The following is a 17,095-nucleotide window of genomic DNA, read 5'->3' as shown; positions in this document are numbered from 1 at the left end:
GATATTCACCTGAAGACACGAGAAGGCTCGCCCCGAGCGATCGGGGCGGGCCTTTTCGTGATCCGCGGTCAGGCGCCGAGCGCGGCGGTGATCCGGTCGGGGCGCAAGGGAAGGTCGCGAAGGCGCACGCCCGCCGCCTGCGCCAGCGCATTGCCGATCGCCGCCGCCATCGGCCCCTGCGCGGCCTCGCCGGTGCCAAGGAACGGCTCGCCGACGCGGTCCACCAGATGCACCTCGATCGAGGCGGGCACGTCGGCAAAGCGCAGGATCGGATAGGTCCCCCAATCGCGCGAGGCGGGGCCGGCCGCGTCGAAGGCGACCTCCTCGAACAGGGTCCAGCTCGCGGCCTGCACGATCCCGCCCTCGATCTGGTTGCGGATGCCGTCCGGGTTCACGGCCTCGCCGCTGTCGCAGGCCGCGACGACCCGGCCGAGCCGCACGCGGCCCGTGTCGCGGTCGAGACCGAGTTCCAGCGCGACGGCGCAATAGGCCGCCAGATTCTTGTAGCGCGCATAGCCGAAGCCCCGGCCGCTCATGCCCCCGCGCGGCGTCCAGCTGTCCCAGCCGAAGCGCTTGGCCGCCGCTTCCACCACCGCGCGGGCGCGCGGATCGCTCAGATGCGCGAGGCGGAAGGCGACCGGATCGACGCCGGCCCGCAGCGCCAGCTCGTCCAGAAAGCTCTCCAGCGCGAAGACGTTGTGATAGGCGCCGAGCGAGCGCAGCGCGGACACGCGCACCGGCATCTCGGCGACGAAATGGTTGCGCACGCTGAGATTGGGAAAGTCGTAGCCGGGAATGGCGTTGCGGTCGCCGCCGCCGGCGGGCTGCGGGATGGGGCGCGGCGCCTCCATCTCGAAGGGCGGCTCGACGAGCTGGCCGGCCAGGAGATTGCCCGCCGTGCCCGGCCGGGTCGAATGGGGCATCGACCAGACATCGGTGCTCCACTCGGTTATCCGTCCCTCGCGCGACAGGCGCGCGGCGTGCTGCGAGATCATGGCGGACCCATAGGGCTCGAACCCGTGCTCGTCCTCGCGCATCCATTGAAGGCGCACCGGCCGGCCGGGCAGGGCGAGTGCCAGAAGCGCGGCGTCGGCCGCCGCGTCGTCCGCGCCATTGTGGCCATAGCAGCCCGCGCCCTCGGCATGGATCACGCGCACCTGGGATTGCGGCAGGCGGGTCAGCTCCGCGATGGCGTCGCGGTCGGGAAAGACGCCCTGCGTGTGGCTCCAGACGGTGAGCTGGCCGTCGCGGAATTCGGCGAGCGCGCAGGACGGGCCGATCGAGCCATGCATCTGATAGGCCCGGCGATAGGTGGCGGCGATCCGCTCGCCCTCCGGGGGCAGACCCGCCGTCTCGGCGATCACGTTCGTCTCGGCCGGGGCCTGCCGCAGCCACTCGTGCACCGCGCCCGGCGCAGGCCGGGCGGGCGGCGCGTCCCACTGCGCGAGGCCGATCAGCTTGCGCCGCGCCTCGATCGCGCCCCATTCGGTTTCTGCGATGACGCCCAGAAAGCTGCCGTTCCGCACGACTTTGAGAACGCCGGGCAGGGCCTCCACCTCCCCGAGCGCCACCTCGCGCAGCCGCGCGCCTTGCACGGGCGGGCGCACGACGCGGGCGTGAACGAGGCCCTCCGGGCGCATGTCCTGAAGATAGGCCTCGCGGCCGGTGAGCTTGGCGGGAATGTCGAGCCGGGGCGTCGGCTGGCCGACGAAGCGCCGCTCCGCGCCGCTGACGAGCCGCGCGCCGGGCGTGGCGTTCACTGCCAGGTCCAGCCCCTCCACCAGCGCCGCATAGGACAGGCTGCGCCCGTCCGGGGCACGGATCGCGCCGTTTTCGGCGGTGAGCGTGCCGGCCTCCGCGCCGAGCCGCCCGGCGGCGCGCGAAACGAGGATCGCGCGGACTTCGGCCGCCGCATGGCCGATCGCCGCGCCGCTTTCGCTGAGCGACTGGCTGCCGGCAGTGAAGCCTTCGTCGGGCGTCGTGCCGGTGTCGGCCGTCCGCAGCGTGAGGTCGGCGGGCTTGATGCAAAGCTGCTCCACGGCGATCTGCCAGAGCGCGGTGCGAATTCCTTGGCCGAGTTCGGCCTTGCCGGTGAAGACCGTCGCCGTTCCGTCCGCATGAAGGCTTATCCAGCTGTCGAGCCTCGGCGTGTCCGCCAGACTGCCGGGCAGTCGCCCGCCCGCCGCCGCGCCTTCGCCACCGGGGGCGTCGTCGCGGGCTAGGCCCGAGCCGGGGCGAAGCGCGAAGAACAGGGTGAGGCCGCCCCCCGCCTTCAGGAGCGAGCGGCGCGAAAGGTCGGCGCTCACCGGCCGGGCTCCGAGGCGCCGGCGGGCGGCGTGGTGACGCGCAGCGCGGCGCGCAGGATGCGCGCATGGGTGCCGCAGCGGCAGAGATGCGGCTCCAGAGCGGCGCGGATTTCGGGCTCGCCGGGCGAGGGTGTCTGCCGCAGGAGGCCTTCCACCGCGATGATCATGCCGGGGATGCAATAGCCGCATTGCGCGGCCTGCTCGGCGATGAAGGCCGCCTGCACCGCGCCGGGCTTGTCGCCCGCGCCGAGCCCTTCCAGCGTCACCACCTCGCGCCCTTCCAGCGCGGCCACCGGCAGGAGGCAGGAAAAGGTGGAGCGCCCATCCACCAGCACGGCGCAGGAGCCGCACTGACCGACGCCGCAGCCATATTTGGCGCCGTTCAGGGCGAGGTCGCCGCGAAGCAGATAGAGAAGCGGCATGGCGGGGTCGGCCTGCGTCTCGACGCGCCGACCGTTGACGGTGAAGCTCACCATGATCCCCAGCTCCTGTTCTCGCGCCCGGTCATGGCACACCCGCCCGGTCGGCGATCTCGTCGACGCTCTCGCCTAGCTTGGAAAAGGGCGGCTCGGCGGAATAGCGCGCCCGGACATAGGCCGCGATCTCGGCCACCTGCGCGCGGGTCAGAACGCCGGCAAAGCCCGGCATGGCCGGCCCCGTGTCGCCTCGGGCGGGCTGGCGACCGTGGAGAATGAAGTTCACGAGATTGCGCGGCGTCTCGGCATGGACGGTGCCGCTTTGCGCCAGCGGCAGGCCTTGCGAGGCGCCGGCGGCCGAACCGCCATGGCAACGGGCGCAGGCGCCCGCAAAGAGCGGCGCGCCGGGAAGCGCTTCGGCTTGCGCGGCCCGAGCCGGGTCGAGGGCAGGGCGCACGCTCTGGTCCATGACCGACAGGAGATAGGCCGCGATCGCCTGCGCATCTTCCTCGGGCGTGCGCGCCAGGTTGAAGCCGACCGGCTGCATGGGACCCGCGCCCGCGCCGTGGTCGCGCGCATAGCCGTCGCGCAGATAGGTCGTCAGCGTTTCCGCCGTCCAAGGCGCAGACACGGAGATCGCGCCGGCGATGGCGGGCGCCGACCAGCCGCCGGACTGGCCGCCCTCCAGCGCCTTCGAGGCGATCTCGGCCTGGATCAGGTTGCGCGGCGTGTGGCAGGCGCCGCAATGGGCCGCGCCTTCCACGAGATAGCGTCCATAATCGACGGCCGGGTCGAGCGCGGCATCGGGAACGAAGCGACCATCGGAAAACGCCAGGAGCTTCCACCCCGCCAGAAGCGGGCGGAAGCGCAGAAGGGCCGGGAGATCGTTCTCCGGCGTCTCGCGCCGCACCGGCTCGCGCGACATCAGGAAGGCGTAGAGCGCGGCGATGTCGCCGTCCGAGAGCTTGGTGAAATGGTCGTAGGGAAAGGCCGGGTAGAGATGCTCGCCGCGCGCGCCGATCCCCTCGCGCATGGCCCGCTCGAAGGCCGCGAGCGACCAATGGCCGATGCCGGTCTCCTCGTCGGGCGTGATGTTGGTGCCGTAGATCGTGCCGAAGGGCGTCTCCACCCCGTAGCCGCCGGCATAGGAGGGGCCGCCTGCCGCCGTGTGGCAGGTCTGGCAATTGCCGATCCGCGCCAGCCGCGCGCCGCGCTCGACGGCAAGGCTCGAAAGCGACGTGGGCGCGGGGCGCGGCACGGGCTCGATCGCGGTCGGGCTCAGCGCGTAGGCGAGAAAGGCGAGCCCCGCGACGACAGGCAGACCCAGAAGGATAAGGACGGTTCGAATCAAACCCGCAAGGCCTCGATGCGTCGGACGGTTCGCGCTTTAGAGCACCTGACAAGACCTCGCGGGGTCGGCTGATCGATTCTTTTCGCCAGCCGCCTCTTCGCAAATGCTCGCCGATGCTGACCTCGCATCGACTGCGCTTTGCTCCACGCGGCCTGACGAAAACCCCTCGACCATCCTCCGCCCGGAGGTCTTGTCAGGTGCTCTTAGATGCCGCAGCGGGGCGGCATGGCCAGTGGCATGCCGAAAGGGTGACGCGGCATCTCAGTCGGACACCGCGTAGAAGCGGCCGGCGATCCGGTTGCGCTCCTGGTCGTCCACCGCGAAGCCCGGCGCCAGGAAGACGAGGCCGAGTTCCGCCCCGCTCGCCCAGACGATGCGGGCGCGATGCTTGTAGGATTCGATCTCCTCGAACAGGAAGAGATCTTCCGGCAGGAGCGTCGTCACCGGCGCGAAGGCGCGAATGCGCGCGCCGCTTTGGGAGCGCTCGATCACGGTGCAGTCGCACAGGAACTCGCCGCCTTCGGTGACGAGCTTGCCCGGCCTCAGGCGCGTCTTTCGGCGGCCTTCGCGGCGCCGGTTCGGGGGCGTTTCGGCCTGCATGGTCTTGAGGGGTCTCCGGCGGAACAGAGCCGATTTATGGTTGGCTAACCCTAATCTTTGATTGAGTTCGCGTCGATGCGCCGTGCACGATCTTCGTTAACGGGCCAAGCGCAACCCTCGGGCAAGCCACGCATCGAGGACCCTGCCCATGTCGAACATCGCCTTTGAGGATCTGGACGAAAAGAAGGACCTGCCGCGAAAGCGCCTGCGCGAGCGGCTGACGGCCGGCACGTTCTCGGCGGAATGGACGCTGGCGGACTGGCTGGTCGGCACGGCCTCCGTCACGCTCGCAGTCGCCTCGGCGAGCTTCTTCTGCTGGTCCTTCGCCGTGTCGCTCCAGTCGCCCGACTATTTCCAGCAGGCCGCGCTCGCCAACATGCCGCCCAAGCTCGACCAGATCCAGACGGGCTCGATCGACACGTCGAACGCGATGCCCGCGCCCGAGATCGTGCGCCTGCGCGAGCCGACGCCGGAAGACTATCAGATCGTGATGGTGTTCAGGAACGAGGCGCTGCTGGCGACCCGCGACGAGCTGGTGCGCGTCAAGGTCGGCTCCGTAGTGCCGGGCCTCGGCTCGATCCGGACGATCGACGCCGAGGCGGGCAGCCCGACCGTCGTCGCCGAGAACGCCACGCTGCGCGGCGTCGCCAACACCAACGCCAAGCCCTGAGGCGTCAGGCCTTCTTGTTCTCCAGCAAGATCTGCCCTTCGGAGCGGATCTTGCCGGTCAGCTTGCCGGCGAGCGAGGCGAGGAAGCCCGGCAGGTCGAGTTCGATATGGACATGGTCGTCATGGATATCGAGCCGGCCGACGACGCGCTGGCCGAGCATTCCGGCGCGAAAGTCGAGATGGTCGCCGGTCCACTGATCCTCGAACTTCAACATGCCGCCCGTGGCGTCGGACCGGACGCGGTCGAACCCTTCGGTGATCCGCTGGCGCGCGACCTCGCGGGTCAGCTTGTGAGGGATGTCGACCTTCACGGTCTCGGCCATGATTCTGTCCTTGGATGGAAGCTGTCTCGTCCCTGCATATGGGGGCCGGGGCGAGAGGCGCAACATGGCAGCGCCGGTTACACAAAAGGGGCCTTTCGGCCCCTTTCGTTCGTCTGATTGAAACGGGCGATATCAGCCCGCCGCGCGCGAGCCGCCCTGGGGACGACCGCCGCGACGCCGCGGCGTGCGGTTGCGGTTCGGCTGGCTGTCGCGCTCCTCGCCGCGCGGCGCGCCGCTCTCGTTGCGCTGGGCCGGGCGGCCATGCTCGCCATGCGGGCGACGCTCGCCGGACGGCGCGCCGCGACCGCCGCGACCCGCGCCGCCGCCGGGGCGGCCGGAGCGCTGGGGACGGGGGCCGCGCTCGCCGCGCGGCTCCTCGGGCGCCGCCGAGGCGTCGGAGAACTCGTTGGTCTGCACGTCGAAGCGCAGGCCCGTGATCTTCTCGACCTGGCGCAGCTTGGAGCGCTCGGACGGATCGCAGAGCGTCACCGCGATGCCCGACTTGCCGGCGCGCGCCGTGCGGCCGATGCGGTGCACGTAGCTTTCCGGCTCTTCCGGCAGGTCGAAATTCACGACATGGCTGATGTCGTCGACATGGATGCCGCGCGCCACGATGTCGGTGGCGACGAGAACCCGCAGCTTGCCGGCATGGAACTCCGAGAGCGCGCGCTGGCGGGCGCCCTGGCTCTTGTTGCCGTGGATCGCGAGCGCGCCGATGCCGGCCTTCTCGAGATCTTCCGACAGACGGTTCGCGCCATGCTTGGTGCGGGTGAAGATGACAGTTTTTTCGAAGCCCGGCAGATGCTTGATCAGCCAGTGCTTCTTCATCTTCTGCGGCACGAGGAAGACGCTCTGGTCGATCTTCTCGACGGTCACGACTTCCGGCGTCACCTCGACGCGCACCGGCGACTTCAGGAACTTCGCCGCCAGCGAGGCGATGTTGTCGGGCATGGTGGCCGAGAACAGGAGCGACTGACGGTTGGTCGGCAGCATCTTCACGATGCGGGTGATGTCGCGGATGAAGCCCATGTCGAGCATCCGGTCCGCCTCGTCGAACACGACGTGGCTGATGTCGGCGAGCGTCAGGCCGCGCTGGTCGATGAGGTCGAGAAGGCGGCCGGGGGTCGCGATCACGATGTCGACGCCGCGACGGGCGGCTTCCATCTGCGGACGGATCGACACGCCGCCGAAGACGGTCATGTGGCGGATCGGCGTGCCGGCCGTGAAGCCCTTGACGTTGTCGGCGATCTGGATGGCCAGTTCGCGCGTCGGGGCGAGCACCAGCACCTTGGCGGAGCCGGATTTCGGCTTGCCGCCGGCGCGCAGCAGCTGGTCGATGATCGGGAGCGAGAAGGCGGCGGTCTTGCCGGTTCCGGTCTGCGCGATGCCGAGCACGTCGCGGTTCTTCAGAACGGCGGGAATGGCCTGCGCCTGGATCGGCGTCGGCACGGTGAAGTCCATCGCCGCAAGGGCGGACAGAAGCGCGTCGGCAAGGCCGAGCGCCTGGAAATTCGTCTGGGTCAAGGAATGCCTTTGACTGGCTTCGGCCTCTGAAAGGCCGATAAACGGCTGACCGTTCCTGCGCGGGAACAGATCAACGCGGACCGCGGCTGGCAAATGCGACCAGCAGGCGTCCGGCAAGATCGAACCCGAGATTCGGGAGAGGGCGGACGCAGCGCAAACGCGGCGAATACGGCCCTCATATCGGCGCAAGCACGCCCGCCGTCAAGTTCTTTCGGCGCAAGCCCCCAATCCACAAGAGGATCTTATTTCTTCCAGGCTAGCGAGCGTTCCGCCGCCGACTCTTCCCTTTCACCCCGTCATGCGGAATAAGGAAAGGGAGGGACGTCTTGAAAGGCAGGCCAAGGTTGTCAGAAGAAACGGTGCCGTGCACCGGCGACGACGCGAGCCCGGATTTCCTCAAGGGGGGAGGCGAGTCCGGCGCTTTGATCCGGTGCTTCGACTGGTGCACCACGTCGCTCGGACCTGTCCAAACCTGGCCGCAGAGCCTGCGCACCGTGGTCGGCATCATGCTCGGCTCGCGCCAGCCCATGCTCGTGGTCTGGGGGCCGGACCGGATCACCCTCTACAATGACGGCTATGCCGCGATGTGCGGCCAGCGGCACCCGCGAGCGCTCGGGCGTCCGTTCCAGGATCTCTGGTTCGACCTGTGGGATGTCGTGGAGCCCATTCTCGACCGGGCCTATGCGGGCGTGTCCACGCATATGGACGACATCGAGTTCACGATGCACCGCAACGGCTATCCCGAGGAAACGCATTTCGCCTTTTCCTATACGCCGGTGCGCGTCGAGAACGGCGACGTCGGCGGCATGTTCTGCGCCTGCACGGAAACCACCGGCGAGGTGATCGCCCGGCGCGAGGTGCTGGCTGAGCGCGCGGGCTTCAAGGAGATGTTCCAGCAGGCGCCGAGCTTCATGGCCATGCTGCGCGGCCCCGAGCATCGCTTCGAATGGATCAATCCGACCTATCAAAGGCTGGTGGGCGCAAGGCAGATCGTCGGGCGCACCGTAGCCGAAGCGCTGCCCGACGCGATGCAGCAGGGCTATGGGACGCTGCTCGACGAGGTCTTTGCGAGCGGCAAGGCGCAGACCCGGACGGGCGCGCGCTACGCCATCCAGGTCGAGCCCGGCGCGGCCCCGGTGGAGCGCTTTCTCGACTTCGTCTACCAGCCCGTGCGCAATCAGGCCGATGTGGTCACCGGCATTCTGGTCGAGGGCTACGACGTCACCTCGCGCATCATGGCCGATCAGCAGCGCATCGTGCTGATGCGCGAGATGGCCCATCGCATGAAGAATTCCATGGCCATGGTCCAGGCCATCGCGAGCCAGACGCTGCGCCAGGTCAAAACCGTCGAGGAAGGGCGCGAGGCCATTTCCGGGCGGATCGCCGCGCTCGCCCGCGCGCAGGACGTCCTGACGCGGACCGATTGGGAAACGGCCGACATCCGCGAGGTGATCGACGTCGCGCTCGGCGCGCTCGATCATGCCCGCAGCCGGTTCCACCTGTCGGGCGGGCAGGTCATCCTCGGCAGCCAACAGGCGCTCGGCCTTTCGCTGGCGCTGCACGAGCTCGCCACCAATGCCGTCAAATACGGCGCCCTTTCCAACGACACGGGCGAGGTCGAGCTTGCCTGGAGCGTGACGGGTGATGGGGTGTTCAACCTCGAGTGGCGGGAGCGGGGCGGCCCGCCCGTCGTCGCGCCGGAGCGCAAGGGGTTCGGAAGCCGCCTGATTCAGCGGATCGTCGCCCCTTATTTCGATGGTTCGGCGTCCATGAATTTCACAACCCAGGGTCTCTATTTCACCCTGTGTGGAAAGGTGAGCGCAAGCCAGTCGTAATAGGGTCCTCTTCAACCAAGGCGGCGAGGGCCGACCTTTCCTTAGTCGAAGGAACTCCCCTTTGAGCCGTTTCAGCCTCTCCCAACGCTTTGGCGCCGTGATCGTCGACGACAACACGCTTCTGATGATGGACGCCATGGATCTGGCGGAAGAGGCCGGGCTGGTTTCCTATGGCGCGCGCAACGCCGACGAGGCCATCCGCCTTCTGGAAACGCAGTCCGACATCCGCATCCTCTTCACCGACGTGCAGATGTCGGGTTCCATGGACGGTTACCGCTTGGCGGCGACCGTGCGCGAGCGCTGGCCGCTGGTGCGCATCATCGTGACATCAGGCGTGCGCCCGCCGCAGGCCGACGATCTGCCCGAGGACAGCCTGTTCTTCTTCAAGCCCTACCCGCACAACGCCGTGGTGGACGCCATGGCGCAGATGACGCACTGAGCGGAAGGGGCGCTCCCCGCAGACAAGGGTCGATCTCGCCCGGCCGTCACTGGAAATGGCCGAGGACCGTGTTCTGAATGCGCTGGAAAAGGCTGGCTTCCTCGATGGCGCGCGCCGCATAGAGCGGCTCTTCCCGCAGCACCTTGCCGCCCTGCAGAACCTTCAATTGTGCCACGCGCCGCCCTTCGGGAACCGGCGCATCGATAATGCCGATCGGCACGATCTCCTTCGTGACCGGGCCGCCGCTCTCGCCGCGCGGTTGCAGGAAGCGGATGTCGCCGCCCGTGCGCACCGGCACGCTCGGCTCCGCGCCGTTCTTCACGGGAACGTCGCCGAGCGCCTCGCCGGCCTTGGCCACCGTGATCGATTCGAAGCCGCGAAGCCCCGCCGTCATCATGGCGCGGGCCTGTTCGGCGCGCTCCTTCACGCTCTTCATCCCGGTCAGGGCGAAGACGATGCGCCGGCCCGTGTCGTCCTTGGCGGAGGCGACGAGACCGTAGCCGGCCTCGGACGTGTGGCCGGTCTTCAGCCCGTCGGCGCCGAGCGGCAGGAGCGGGTTGCGCGAGCGCTGCGTGATGCCGTTGAAGGTGAAGCTTTCCTCCGAGAACAGCGGATATTGCTCGGGAAACTCGCGGATCAGGTAGCTTGCGAGCGTCACGAGATCATGCGCCGAGACATATTGGCCGGGATCGGGCAGGCCGTGCGGATTGACGAAATGCGAATGGGTCAGCCCCAGTTCGCGCGCCTTGCGGTTCATCATCTCGGCAAAGGCCGGCACGGAGCCGGCGATGCCTTCGGCGGCGACGATCGTCGCGTCGTTGCCCGACTGGATGGCGATGCCCTTGATGAGATCGCCAAGGCTGACCTGCGAATTGAGCGGCAGGAACATGGTGGAGCCGCCGGAGGCCGCGCCGCCGGTGCGCCAGGCATGTTCGGACACGGCGAAGGTCTCGTCGAGGCGCACGGAGCCCTTGCGCAACTCGTCGAAGATCACCGCGAGCGTCATCAGCTTGGAAAGGCTCGCCGGCGGCACTTGCTGATCGGCGTTCTTTTCGAACAGAACCGTGTCGGAGCCGAGATCCACCATATAGGCGGCATGCGCCGTCGTCTCGATCGCATGGGCCGGCTGGCCGAGAACGAGAAGGAGACCGGCGACGCCGAAGAGCCGGGCCACCATTCCTCGCGGCGAATCGATCCTCGCGCCCGTGTGCATGGCCTGTCTCCCTCGCTGCCGCATTCTCCGCCGGTTCCGGCGGTCCTGCGGAAAGTGTGCATCGCGGGACGCAAAAGGAAAGCGCTCATCACGCACGATCTCGTTGGGCGGGCGCAGCCTGTGTATGAACGGCAACGGATCGACGCTTCGGGGAGACGGATCGCATGAGCATCGGATTGATCGCACTTCTGGACGATGTCGCGGCCCTGTCGAAAGTGGCGGCCGCCTCGCTCGACGATGTCGGCGCGCAGGCCGCCAAGGCGGGCGCGAAGGCCGCCGGCGTCGTGATAGACGACGCGGCCGTCACGCCGCGCTATGTCGTGGGCTTTGCGGCCGAGCGCGAACTGCCGATCGTCTGGCGCATCGCCAAGGGCTCGGTGCGCAACAAGCTCCTGTTTCTCCTGCCGATCGCGCTTCTGCTCGAAGCCTTCGCGCCTTGGGCGATCACCCCGCTTCTGATGCTCGGCGGCTGCTATCTCTCCTATGAGGGCGCCGAGAAGATCTACGAGAAACTCGTGCCCCATGCCGCGCATGGCGCCGCCGACCACGCCGCCGCGCCGGTCGCGGCCGATGCCGCGCTTCTGGAAGAGCAGCGCGTGGCGAGCGCGGTGAAGACCGACTTCATCCTCTCGGCCGAGATCATGGCGATCACGCTGGCCGGCCTGCCGGACGGGAGCATCTGGACCAAGGCCGTGGTCATGGCGATCGTCGCGGTCGGCATCACCGCCGTCGTCTACGGCGCGGTGGCGCTGATCGTGAAGGCGGACGATGTCGGCATCGCTCTCGCCCGCCGGGGCACGGGCGCGCTCGCCGCCTTCGGGCGCGGGCTCGTGCGCTTCATGCCGCATTTCCTGCGCGCTCTCGCCGTGGTCGGCACGGCGGCGATGGTCTGGGTCGGCGGCGGCATTCTCGTCCACGGCTTGGCCGGATACGGCATCGACGGGATCGAACACGTGATCCACGACACCAGCCTCACCGTTGCGAATCTCGCGCCCGGCATCGGCGGCGCGCTCGGCTGGTTGGTCACCGCGCTCGGCTCAGGTCTCGTCGGCCTCGTCGTGGGCTTCGCGCTGATCCCGATCGTCGGCCGGGTGATCGCCCCGGCCTGGAAGGCGGTGAAGGGCGTCCGAGCGTAAAGCTCGGCCGGGCTGAACGGTTCGGGTTCAGCCTTCCATCTCGGCGCGGAGCATTTCCAGCTCCAGCCACTCGTCCTCGGCCTTGGCGAGCGCCGCGCGGTCCTTCTCGCTGGCGCTCGCCAGCTTGGCGAAGCGATCCGGGTTCTTGGCAAAGAGCGCCGGGTCCGCCATCTCGGCTTCCGCCTTGGCGATCGCCGCTTCCAGCTTGGCGATCTCCTTGGGCAGGTTCTCCAGCGCGAATTTCTGCTTGAAGGAGAGTTTCGTCGCGGCCGCCGCCGGCTTCGGCGCGTCCTTCGCGGTCGTGCCGGTGCTTGCCGTCTTGGGCTTCTCGGCCTTGCGCGCTTCCTTCTGCGCGCCGCGCCGCTGCGCCACCATGTCGGAATAGCCGCCGGCATAGTCGAGCCAGCGTCCGTTCTCCTCCGGCGAGATCGTGCTCGTCACCGTGCGGTCGAGAAAGTCGCGATCGTGGCTGACGAGAAGCACCGTGCCGGGATAGTTGGCGATCAGCTCCTGCAGGAGGTCCAGCGTCTCCATGTCGAGATCGTTGGTCGGCTCGTCCAGAACGAGAATGTTGGCGGGCGTCGCGAGCGTTTTCGCCAGAAGCAGGCGCGCGCGCTCGCCGCCCGACAGATTGCCGACGGGCGTGCGGATCTGCTCGGCCTGGAACAGGAAGTCCTTGAGATAGCCCGCGACATGGCGCGGCTCGCCATTCACCATGACCTGATCGCCGCGCCCGTCCGTCAGCGCGTCGGCGACGGACAGTTCGTCGTTGAGGCCGGCGCGCTTCTGGTCGAGAAAGGCGAGGTCGAGATTGGTGCCGAGGCGCACCGTGCCGGAATCGGGCTCGGCTTCCCCGATCAGGATCTTGAGCAGCGTCGTCTTGCCTGCGCCGTTCGGGCCGACGAGGCCGATCCGGTCTCCGCGCTGGATGCGGGTGGAGAAATCCTCGATCAGGACGCGCTCGCCATAACGCTTGGAGACGTGCTTCGCCTCGATCACCAGCTTGCCGCTTTCGCGCGTTTCGCCGACGGCCATCTCCACCGTGCCGACGGCGCGGCGGGCGTTCTTGCGGTCGGCGCGCAGCTGGTGCAGGCCGGCCAGACGCCGCTCGTTGCGCGTGCGCCGGGCGGTGACGCCGTAGCGCAGCCAGTGCTCCTCGCGCACGATCTTGCGGTCGAGCTTCTGAAGGTCGCGCTCTTCCTCCTCGAGGATCTTGTCGCGCCAGGCCTCGAAGCCGGCAAAGCCTTCGTTCAGGCGCCGCGCCGAGCCGCGATCGAGCCAGACGGTCGCCTCGGTCACGCGCTCCAGAAAGCGACGGTCGTGGCTGATCGTGACGACCGCCGAGCGCATGCCGCGAATTTCCTCTTCCAGCCATTCGATGGTCGGAAGGTCCAGGTGGTTGGTCGGCTCGTCCAGAAGCACGATGTCGGGTTCGGGCGCGAGCACGCGGGCGAGCGCGGCGCGGCGCGCTTCGCCGCCGGAGAGATCGCCCGGCCGCGCGTCGGGGCGAAGGCCGAGGCCCTCCATCAGGCGCGTCACGCGATAGGGATCGTCGGCCGGCCCGAGCCCGGCCGCGACATAGGCCTCCACCGTCTCGGCCGCGCCGAAATCGGGCTCCTGCGCGAGATAGCGGATGGTCGCGCCCGGCTGGCGGAAGACCTCGCCGCCATCGGGCTCGACGATGCCGGCGGCGATCTTCAGGAGGGTCGACTTGCCCGAGCCGTTGCGCCCGACCAGCGCGATCCGGTCTTCCGGCAGGACGCCGAGTTCCACATGGGTGAGAAGGGGGGTGCCGCCGAAAGTGAGGCGCACGCCGTCGAGACGAAGAAGCGGGGGAGGGGCCATGGCCGGCTTCTACCCGATCCCTTCCGCGCTTGAAAGATCGCCGTCCGCCGTCGGGAAATGCGAGAGCAGCCAATCTCGAAAGGCGCGGATTTTGGGAACAGTCCGCCGGGCCGTGGGATAAACGAGATAGTAGCCTCGTCCGATCGGATAGAGTTCACGGAAGGGCTGGACGAGACGGCCCGCCGCGATCTCGTCGGCATAGAAGAAGGGGGTCAGCAAGGATGCGCCCTGACCCGCAAGAGCCGCGACCGCTTCCAGGTCTTGGCTGCCCAGTGTGGGACCCGACCTTCGGTCAATGCCTTGCTGGGTGATGCCCATCATCGAGAACCAGAGGTCCCACCATTCGTGCGTCGTGTTCACGAGCGGAAAGCGTAGCAGCTCCGTGGCCGACTTCGGCAGCCCTCCGAAGCGGTTCGCAAGATCGGGACTGAGCATGGGCGTGTAATCGACGGCGACCAGAAGATGCGCCGTCAGGCCCGGCCAGGACCCCGTGCCGGCACGGATCGCGATGTCCACCGGCTCGCGTTCGAAGTCGGTGACGTGCCGGGTGCTCGTCAACTGCACGGCCGTCTCGGGATGTTCGAGCTGGAACGATCCGAGATGGCGGGCGAGCCAATATGTGGCGAAGGTCGGAACCGAACTGATCGACAACATGCCCGCCGCCGACCCGCGGAGGTCGTCGTAGGCCGCCGACAGGCGCTCGAACGAGGACGTGCATTCCGCGGCAAAGCGCGCCCCCTCCGCCGTCAACGCGATCTGCCGCCGGCCGCGCAGAAACAGGGGCGTGCCGACGCGCTCCTCCAGCACCTTGATCTGGTAGCTGACGGCGGCCTGCGTCATGCCGAGCTCCTCGGCGGCGCGGGTGAAGCTGAGATGCCGCGCGGCGGCCTCGAAGGCGCGGAGCGCGGCGAGCGGCGGCAGGTGTCGGGCCATGATGCATAAACTCCCCTTATGCATCATGCGGGAGCTTCGATTGGACGGGCAAGCCCTCCCGCGCGATCTGTGAGGCCGCATAGAGCGGAGAACGAGAACATGTCGACCGGATCGATCGAACGGGCGGGCGTGCCGAGCGCGCGCGGCCTGACGGGTAAGCTCGCCTTATGGATGGCGTTCCTGCGGCAGCGTTTCGTTCTTCGCGCGCAGACCTGTCGCGAGGACGAGATGCCCGACTGGATCCAGCGCGACATCGGCTGGCGCGACGGCCCGGCCGACGCGCCCCGCGCCGTGGTGGAGGGCTGGGATCGCCCGGCCGCGAAAGCGCCGCGCCGGTCGCGCTGACGCTCGACGCTTAGGGGAGACGAAGGGCGGGGCGATGCCCGCCCGGCCCGTCAGCCGCCGCCCATGCCCGCCTTGAGACGGCGCGAGAGTTCCTCGAAGGGCCGTTCGCTCGGCCCGTCCGCCGGCCCCTGCATCAGCCCGCCATAGACATGGGGCACGAGGTCCACGGCCTGGTCGAGCGTCTGGTCGGCGCCGCGCTGGTAGCCGCCGAGAAGCCGCAGGTCGCGCGTGTCCTCGAACCTTGCGATCATGGCGCGCAGCCGCGAGACGAGCTCCCGCTCCTCCGAACTCCAGGAGAGGTCGGCAAGGCGCGAAATGGATTTCAGGACGTCCACCGCCGGAAAGCGGCCTTCCTCGGCGATCGCGCGGTTGAGCACGATATGCCCGTCCAGCGTGCCGCGAATGGAATCGGCCACCGGCTCGTTGTGGTCGTCGCCGTCCACCAGCACCGCGAAGAGGCCGGTGATCGTGCCGCCGTCCGGCGCGCCGGGGCCGGCGCGCTCCAGAAGGCGGGGCAGTTCGGAAAAGACGCTCGGCGGATAGCCGCGCGCCACCGGCGGCTCGCCGGCGGCGAGCGCCACGTCGCGCGCGGCATGGGCGAGGCGCGTCACCGAATCGACGATGAGGAGGACGTGGTCGCCCCGGTCGCGGAAATATTCGGCGACCGTCATCGCGGTCTTGGGCGCCAGACGACGCATCATCGGGCTTTCGTCGCCGGTCGCGACCACGGTCACGACGCGCTCCAGCTGGCCCGCCATGGTGACTTCCAGGAACTCGCGCACCTCGCGGCCGCGCTCGCCGACCAGCGCCACGACCACCGTATCGAAGCCTTCGGCCCGCGCCAGCATGCCCATCAGCGTCGACTTGCCGACGCCCGAGCCCGCGAAGATGCCCATGCGCTGGCCCCGGATCAGGGGCGTGAAGATGTCGATCGCCTTGACGCCGGTGGACACCTTGTCCTTGACGCGGCCGCGCCGCATGGCCGCGTCCGGCAGCGTGTCGGTGAGATAGGAGACGGGACCCTGTTCCAGGGGGCCGAGATCGTCGCAGGGACGGCCGAAGGCGTCGATCGTGCGCCCGCGCCAGCTCGGCGAGGGCGCGACGGTGACGGGGCCGGTGCGCCAGGCGAGCGTGCGCACGCCGCTCTGGAACCGCACGGCGAAGGGCTTCACCGTCGCCGCCGCTTCCTCGACGCGCACGATCTCTCCCAGCTCCTCGCCCTCCGGCCCGTTGCACACGACGCAGTCGCCGAGCTTCACGAAGGGACTGAGGCCTGCCACGCGAAAGGCCTGCGCCGAGACGTCCACGATATGGCCGCTGACGCGGATGAGCGGGCCGCCGAGCGCGCTCATGTCCACCTTCTGCCGCTGACCCGTCATTACTTCGTGGTCCCGAGCTGGGTCACGGCGGTGTTGAGCGAGGTCTCGGAGGTCTGGATGAGGTTGGCGGCCTGTTCGAAGGCGCGCTGCACTTCAATGAGGCGCGTCATTTCGAGGATCGGGTTGACGTTGGAGCCCTCGACATAGCCCTGCACCACCGAGGTGTTCTCGAAATCGACGATCGGCTGGGCCGCGCGGTCGGGAACGACGCCGGACGTGCCGGCGCGCTGGAGATTGGCGCCGACCGGCATCTTGAACAGGCCGACCGCGCCGACCTGCACGTTCTTCTGGGTGATCATGCCGTCATGCGCGATGGAGATCGGGCCGCCCGACGGGTCGATCAGCAGCGGCGCGCCGCCGACGTCGAGGAAGGGCTCGCCATTGACGGTGACGAGTTCGCCGGTGGTCTTCATCTGCATGCGCCCGTCGCGCGTATAGACGGTGCCCTTCGGCGTCTGGATGGCGAAGAAGGCCTCGCCGTTCACCGCCATGTCCAGCTTGTTGCCGGTCTGGGTCATCTCGCCCATGCGCGTGGAGAGATAGCGCTCGCCGCCCGAGGTGAAGGCGACGCTCTCGGGCGCCGTGCGCGACAGGTAGCTTTCGAATTTCACCTCTTCGGCGCGAAAGCCGACCGTGCGCAGGTTGGCCAGATTGTTGGCGATCGTATCGAGGCGCTTTTCCGTGGCGAGCTGGCCGGAAAGAGCGACGGGAAGCGAAGTCTGCATGGGAAGGGCCTTGGGTCGCGAGAGGATGCCGGCTCTTCGCGGGGAAGACCCGACCG

At 68.7% G+C, this 17,095-nt stretch carries 16 protein-coding genes; 5 read left to right on the top strand and 11 right to left on the bottom strand.

The genetic code is table 11. The features are described 5' to 3' along the window. Positions 1 to 68: 68 nt before the first annotated feature. The 4 genes from B146_RS0113515 to B146_RS0113500 form a co-directional block, all read right to left on the bottom strand. Positions 69 to 2,306 (bottom strand): xanthine dehydrogenase family protein molybdopterin-binding subunit, encoded by a 2,238-nt coding sequence (locus B146_RS0113515; RefSeq protein ID WP_019996985.1) that lies wholly within the window; start codon positions 2,304 to 2,306, stop codon positions 69 to 71. After that, the gene (locus B146_RS26080) at positions 2,303 to 2,782 is read right to left on the bottom strand and encodes a (2Fe-2S)-binding protein (protein ID WP_019996984.1); all 480 of its coding nucleotides are present in this window, start codon (positions 2,780 to 2,782) and stop codon (positions 2,303 to 2,305) included. The genes B146_RS0113515 and B146_RS26080 overlap by 4 nt, the downstream gene beginning before the upstream one ends. Positions 2,783 to 2,810: 28 nt before the next feature. Further along, positions 2,811 to 4,073 (bottom strand): cytochrome c, encoded by a 1,263-nt coding sequence (locus B146_RS26075; RefSeq protein ID WP_019996983.1) that lies wholly within the window; start codon positions 4,071 to 4,073, stop codon positions 2,811 to 2,813. A gap of 261 nt (positions 4,074 to 4,334) precedes the next feature. Further along, entirely contained in the window at positions 4,335 to 4,673 is a 339-nt protein-coding gene (locus tag B146_RS0113500; RefSeq protein ID WP_019996982.1) for a hypothetical protein, read from the bottom strand. Positions 4,674 to 4,821: 148 nt separating this feature from the next. Here B146_RS0113500 and B146_RS0113495 point away from each other — a divergent pair, with 148 nt between their 5' ends. After that, positions 4,822 to 5,343, top strand: coding sequence for a hypothetical protein (locus B146_RS0113495; protein ID WP_019996981.1), 522 nt, complete (start codon positions 4,822 to 4,824; stop codon positions 5,341 to 5,343). Between the two features lie 4 nt (positions 5,344 to 5,347). Here the strand turns inward: B146_RS0113495 and B146_RS0113490 are convergent, their stop codons facing one another. Both B146_RS0113490 and B146_RS0113485 read right to left on the bottom strand, forming a co-directional pair. Continuing rightward, positions 5,348 to 5,665: a polyhydroxyalkanoic acid system family protein gene (locus tag B146_RS0113490; protein WP_019996980.1), complete on the bottom strand. Its 318-nt coding sequence runs from the start codon at positions 5,663 to 5,665 to the stop codon at positions 5,348 to 5,350. Positions 5,666 to 5,797: 132 nt separating this feature from the next. Next, a complete protein-coding gene (locus B146_RS0113485; protein WP_019996979.1) occupies positions 5,798 to 7,189 on the bottom strand; it encodes a DEAD/DEAH box helicase in 1,392 nt (463 codons plus the stop codon). Between the two features lie 344 nt (positions 7,190 to 7,533). Between B146_RS0113485 and B146_RS26070 the strand changes: the two genes are divergently transcribed. After that, entirely contained in the window at positions 7,534 to 9,024 is a 1,491-nt protein-coding gene (locus B146_RS26070; protein ID WP_019996978.1) for a sensor histidine kinase, read from the top strand. A gap of 61 nt (positions 9,025 to 9,085) precedes the next feature. Next, complete coding sequence (locus tag B146_RS0113475) at positions 9,086 to 9,463, top strand: response regulator (RefSeq protein WP_019996977.1); 378 nt, start codon at positions 9,086 to 9,088, stop codon at positions 9,461 to 9,463. 46 nt (positions 9,464 to 9,509) lie between these two features. Here B146_RS0113475 and B146_RS0113470 read toward each other — a convergent pair whose 3' ends face one another. Next, positions 9,510 to 10,676, bottom strand: a complete 1,167-nt coding sequence (locus tag B146_RS0113470; RefSeq protein WP_155897490.1) for a D-alanyl-D-alanine carboxypeptidase family protein — start codon at positions 10,674 to 10,676, stop codon at positions 9,510 to 9,512. Between the two features lie 164 nt (positions 10,677 to 10,840). Between B146_RS0113470 and B146_RS0113465 the strand changes: the two genes are divergently transcribed. Then, positions 10,841 to 11,812 carry a DUF808 domain-containing protein gene (locus B146_RS0113465; protein WP_019996975.1) on the top strand — a complete coding sequence of 324 codons (972 nt, stop codon included), beginning with the start codon at positions 10,841 to 10,843 and terminating at the stop codon, positions 11,810 to 11,812. A gap of 27 nt (positions 11,813 to 11,839) precedes the next feature. On the opposite strand, the gene B146_RS0113460 is transcribed toward B146_RS0113465, so the two are convergent. Continuing rightward, a complete protein-coding gene (locus tag B146_RS0113460; RefSeq protein WP_019996974.1) occupies positions 11,840 to 13,657 on the bottom strand; it encodes an ABC-F family ATP-binding cassette domain-containing protein in 1,818 nt (605 codons plus the stop codon). A gap of 9 nt (positions 13,658 to 13,666) precedes the next feature. Beyond that, a complete protein-coding gene (locus B146_RS26065; RefSeq protein ID WP_019996973.1) occupies positions 13,667 to 14,590 on the bottom strand; it encodes a LysR substrate-binding domain-containing protein in 924 nt (307 codons plus the stop codon). Positions 14,591 to 14,689: 99 nt separating this feature from the next. On the opposite strand from B146_RS26065, the gene B146_RS0113450 reads away from it, so the two are divergent. Beyond that, complete coding sequence (locus tag B146_RS0113450; RefSeq protein WP_019996972.1) at positions 14,690 to 14,935, top strand: hypothetical protein; 246 nt, start codon at positions 14,690 to 14,692, stop codon at positions 14,933 to 14,935. 50 nt (positions 14,936 to 14,985) lie between these two features. Here the strand turns inward: B146_RS0113450 and B146_RS0113445 are convergent, their stop codons facing one another. Beyond that, positions 14,986 to 16,314 (bottom strand): FliI/YscN family ATPase, encoded by a 1,329-nt coding sequence (locus B146_RS0113445; protein WP_019996971.1) that lies wholly within the window; start codon positions 16,312 to 16,314, stop codon positions 14,986 to 14,988. Further along, positions 16,314 to 17,039 (bottom strand): flagellar basal-body rod protein FlgF, encoded by a 726-nt coding sequence (gene flgF / locus B146_RS0113440; RefSeq protein ID WP_019996970.1) that lies wholly within the window; start codon positions 17,037 to 17,039, stop codon positions 16,314 to 16,316. Before flgF ends, B146_RS0113445 begins: the two co-directional genes overlap by 1 nt. Between the last annotated feature and the right edge of the window lie 56 nt (positions 17,040 to 17,095).

The sequence above is a fragment of the Aureimonas ureilytica DSM 18598 = NBRC 106430 genome (assembly GCF_000382705.1).
GTDB lineage: Bacteria > Pseudomonadota > Alphaproteobacteria > Rhizobiales > Rhizobiaceae > Aureimonas > Aureimonas ureilytica.
The sequence above is the reverse complement of the archived record's forward strand: the minus strand, read 5'-3'. Positions and strand labels throughout refer to the sequence as shown.

Coding starts and splice junctions, on each gene's coding strand:
- B146_RS0113450 (WP_019996972.1), top strand. CDS start 14,690: ATGTCGACCGGATCGATCGAACGGGCGGGCGTGCCGAGCGCGCGCGGC.
- B146_RS0113460 (WP_019996974.1), bottom strand. CDS start 13,657: ATGGCCCCTCCCCCGCTTCTTCGTCTCGACGGCGTGCGCCTCACTTTC.
- B146_RS0113470 (WP_155897490.1), bottom strand. CDS start 10,676: ATGCACACGGGCGCGAGGATCGATTCGCCGCGAGGAATGGTGGCCCGG.
- B146_RS0113500 (WP_019996982.1), bottom strand. CDS start 4,673: ATGCAGGCCGAAACGCCCCCGAACCGGCGCCGCGAAGGCCGCCGAAAG.
- B146_RS0113490 (WP_019996980.1), bottom strand. CDS start 5,665: ATGGCCGAGACCGTGAAGGTCGACATCCCTCACAAGCTGACCCGCGAG.
- B146_RS26080 (WP_019996984.1), bottom strand. CDS start 2,782: ATGGTGAGCTTCACCGTCAACGGTCGGCGCGTCGAGACGCAGGCCGAC.
- B146_RS0113445 (WP_019996971.1), bottom strand. CDS start 16,314: ATGACGGGTCAGCGGCAGAAGGTGGACATGAGCGCGCTCGGCGGCCCG.
- flgF (WP_019996970.1), bottom strand. CDS start 17,039: ATGCAGACTTCGCTTCCCGTCGCTCTTTCCGGCCAGCTCGCCACGGAA.
- B146_RS0113465 (WP_019996975.1), top strand. CDS start 10,841: ATGAGCATCGGATTGATCGCACTTCTGGACGATGTCGCGGCCCTGTCG.
- B146_RS0113495 (WP_019996981.1), top strand. CDS start 4,822: ATGTCGAACATCGCCTTTGAGGATCTGGACGAAAAGAAGGACCTGCCG.
- B146_RS26065 (WP_019996973.1), bottom strand. CDS start 14,590: ATGGCCCGACACCTGCCGCCGCTCGCCGCGCTCCGCGCCTTCGAGGCC.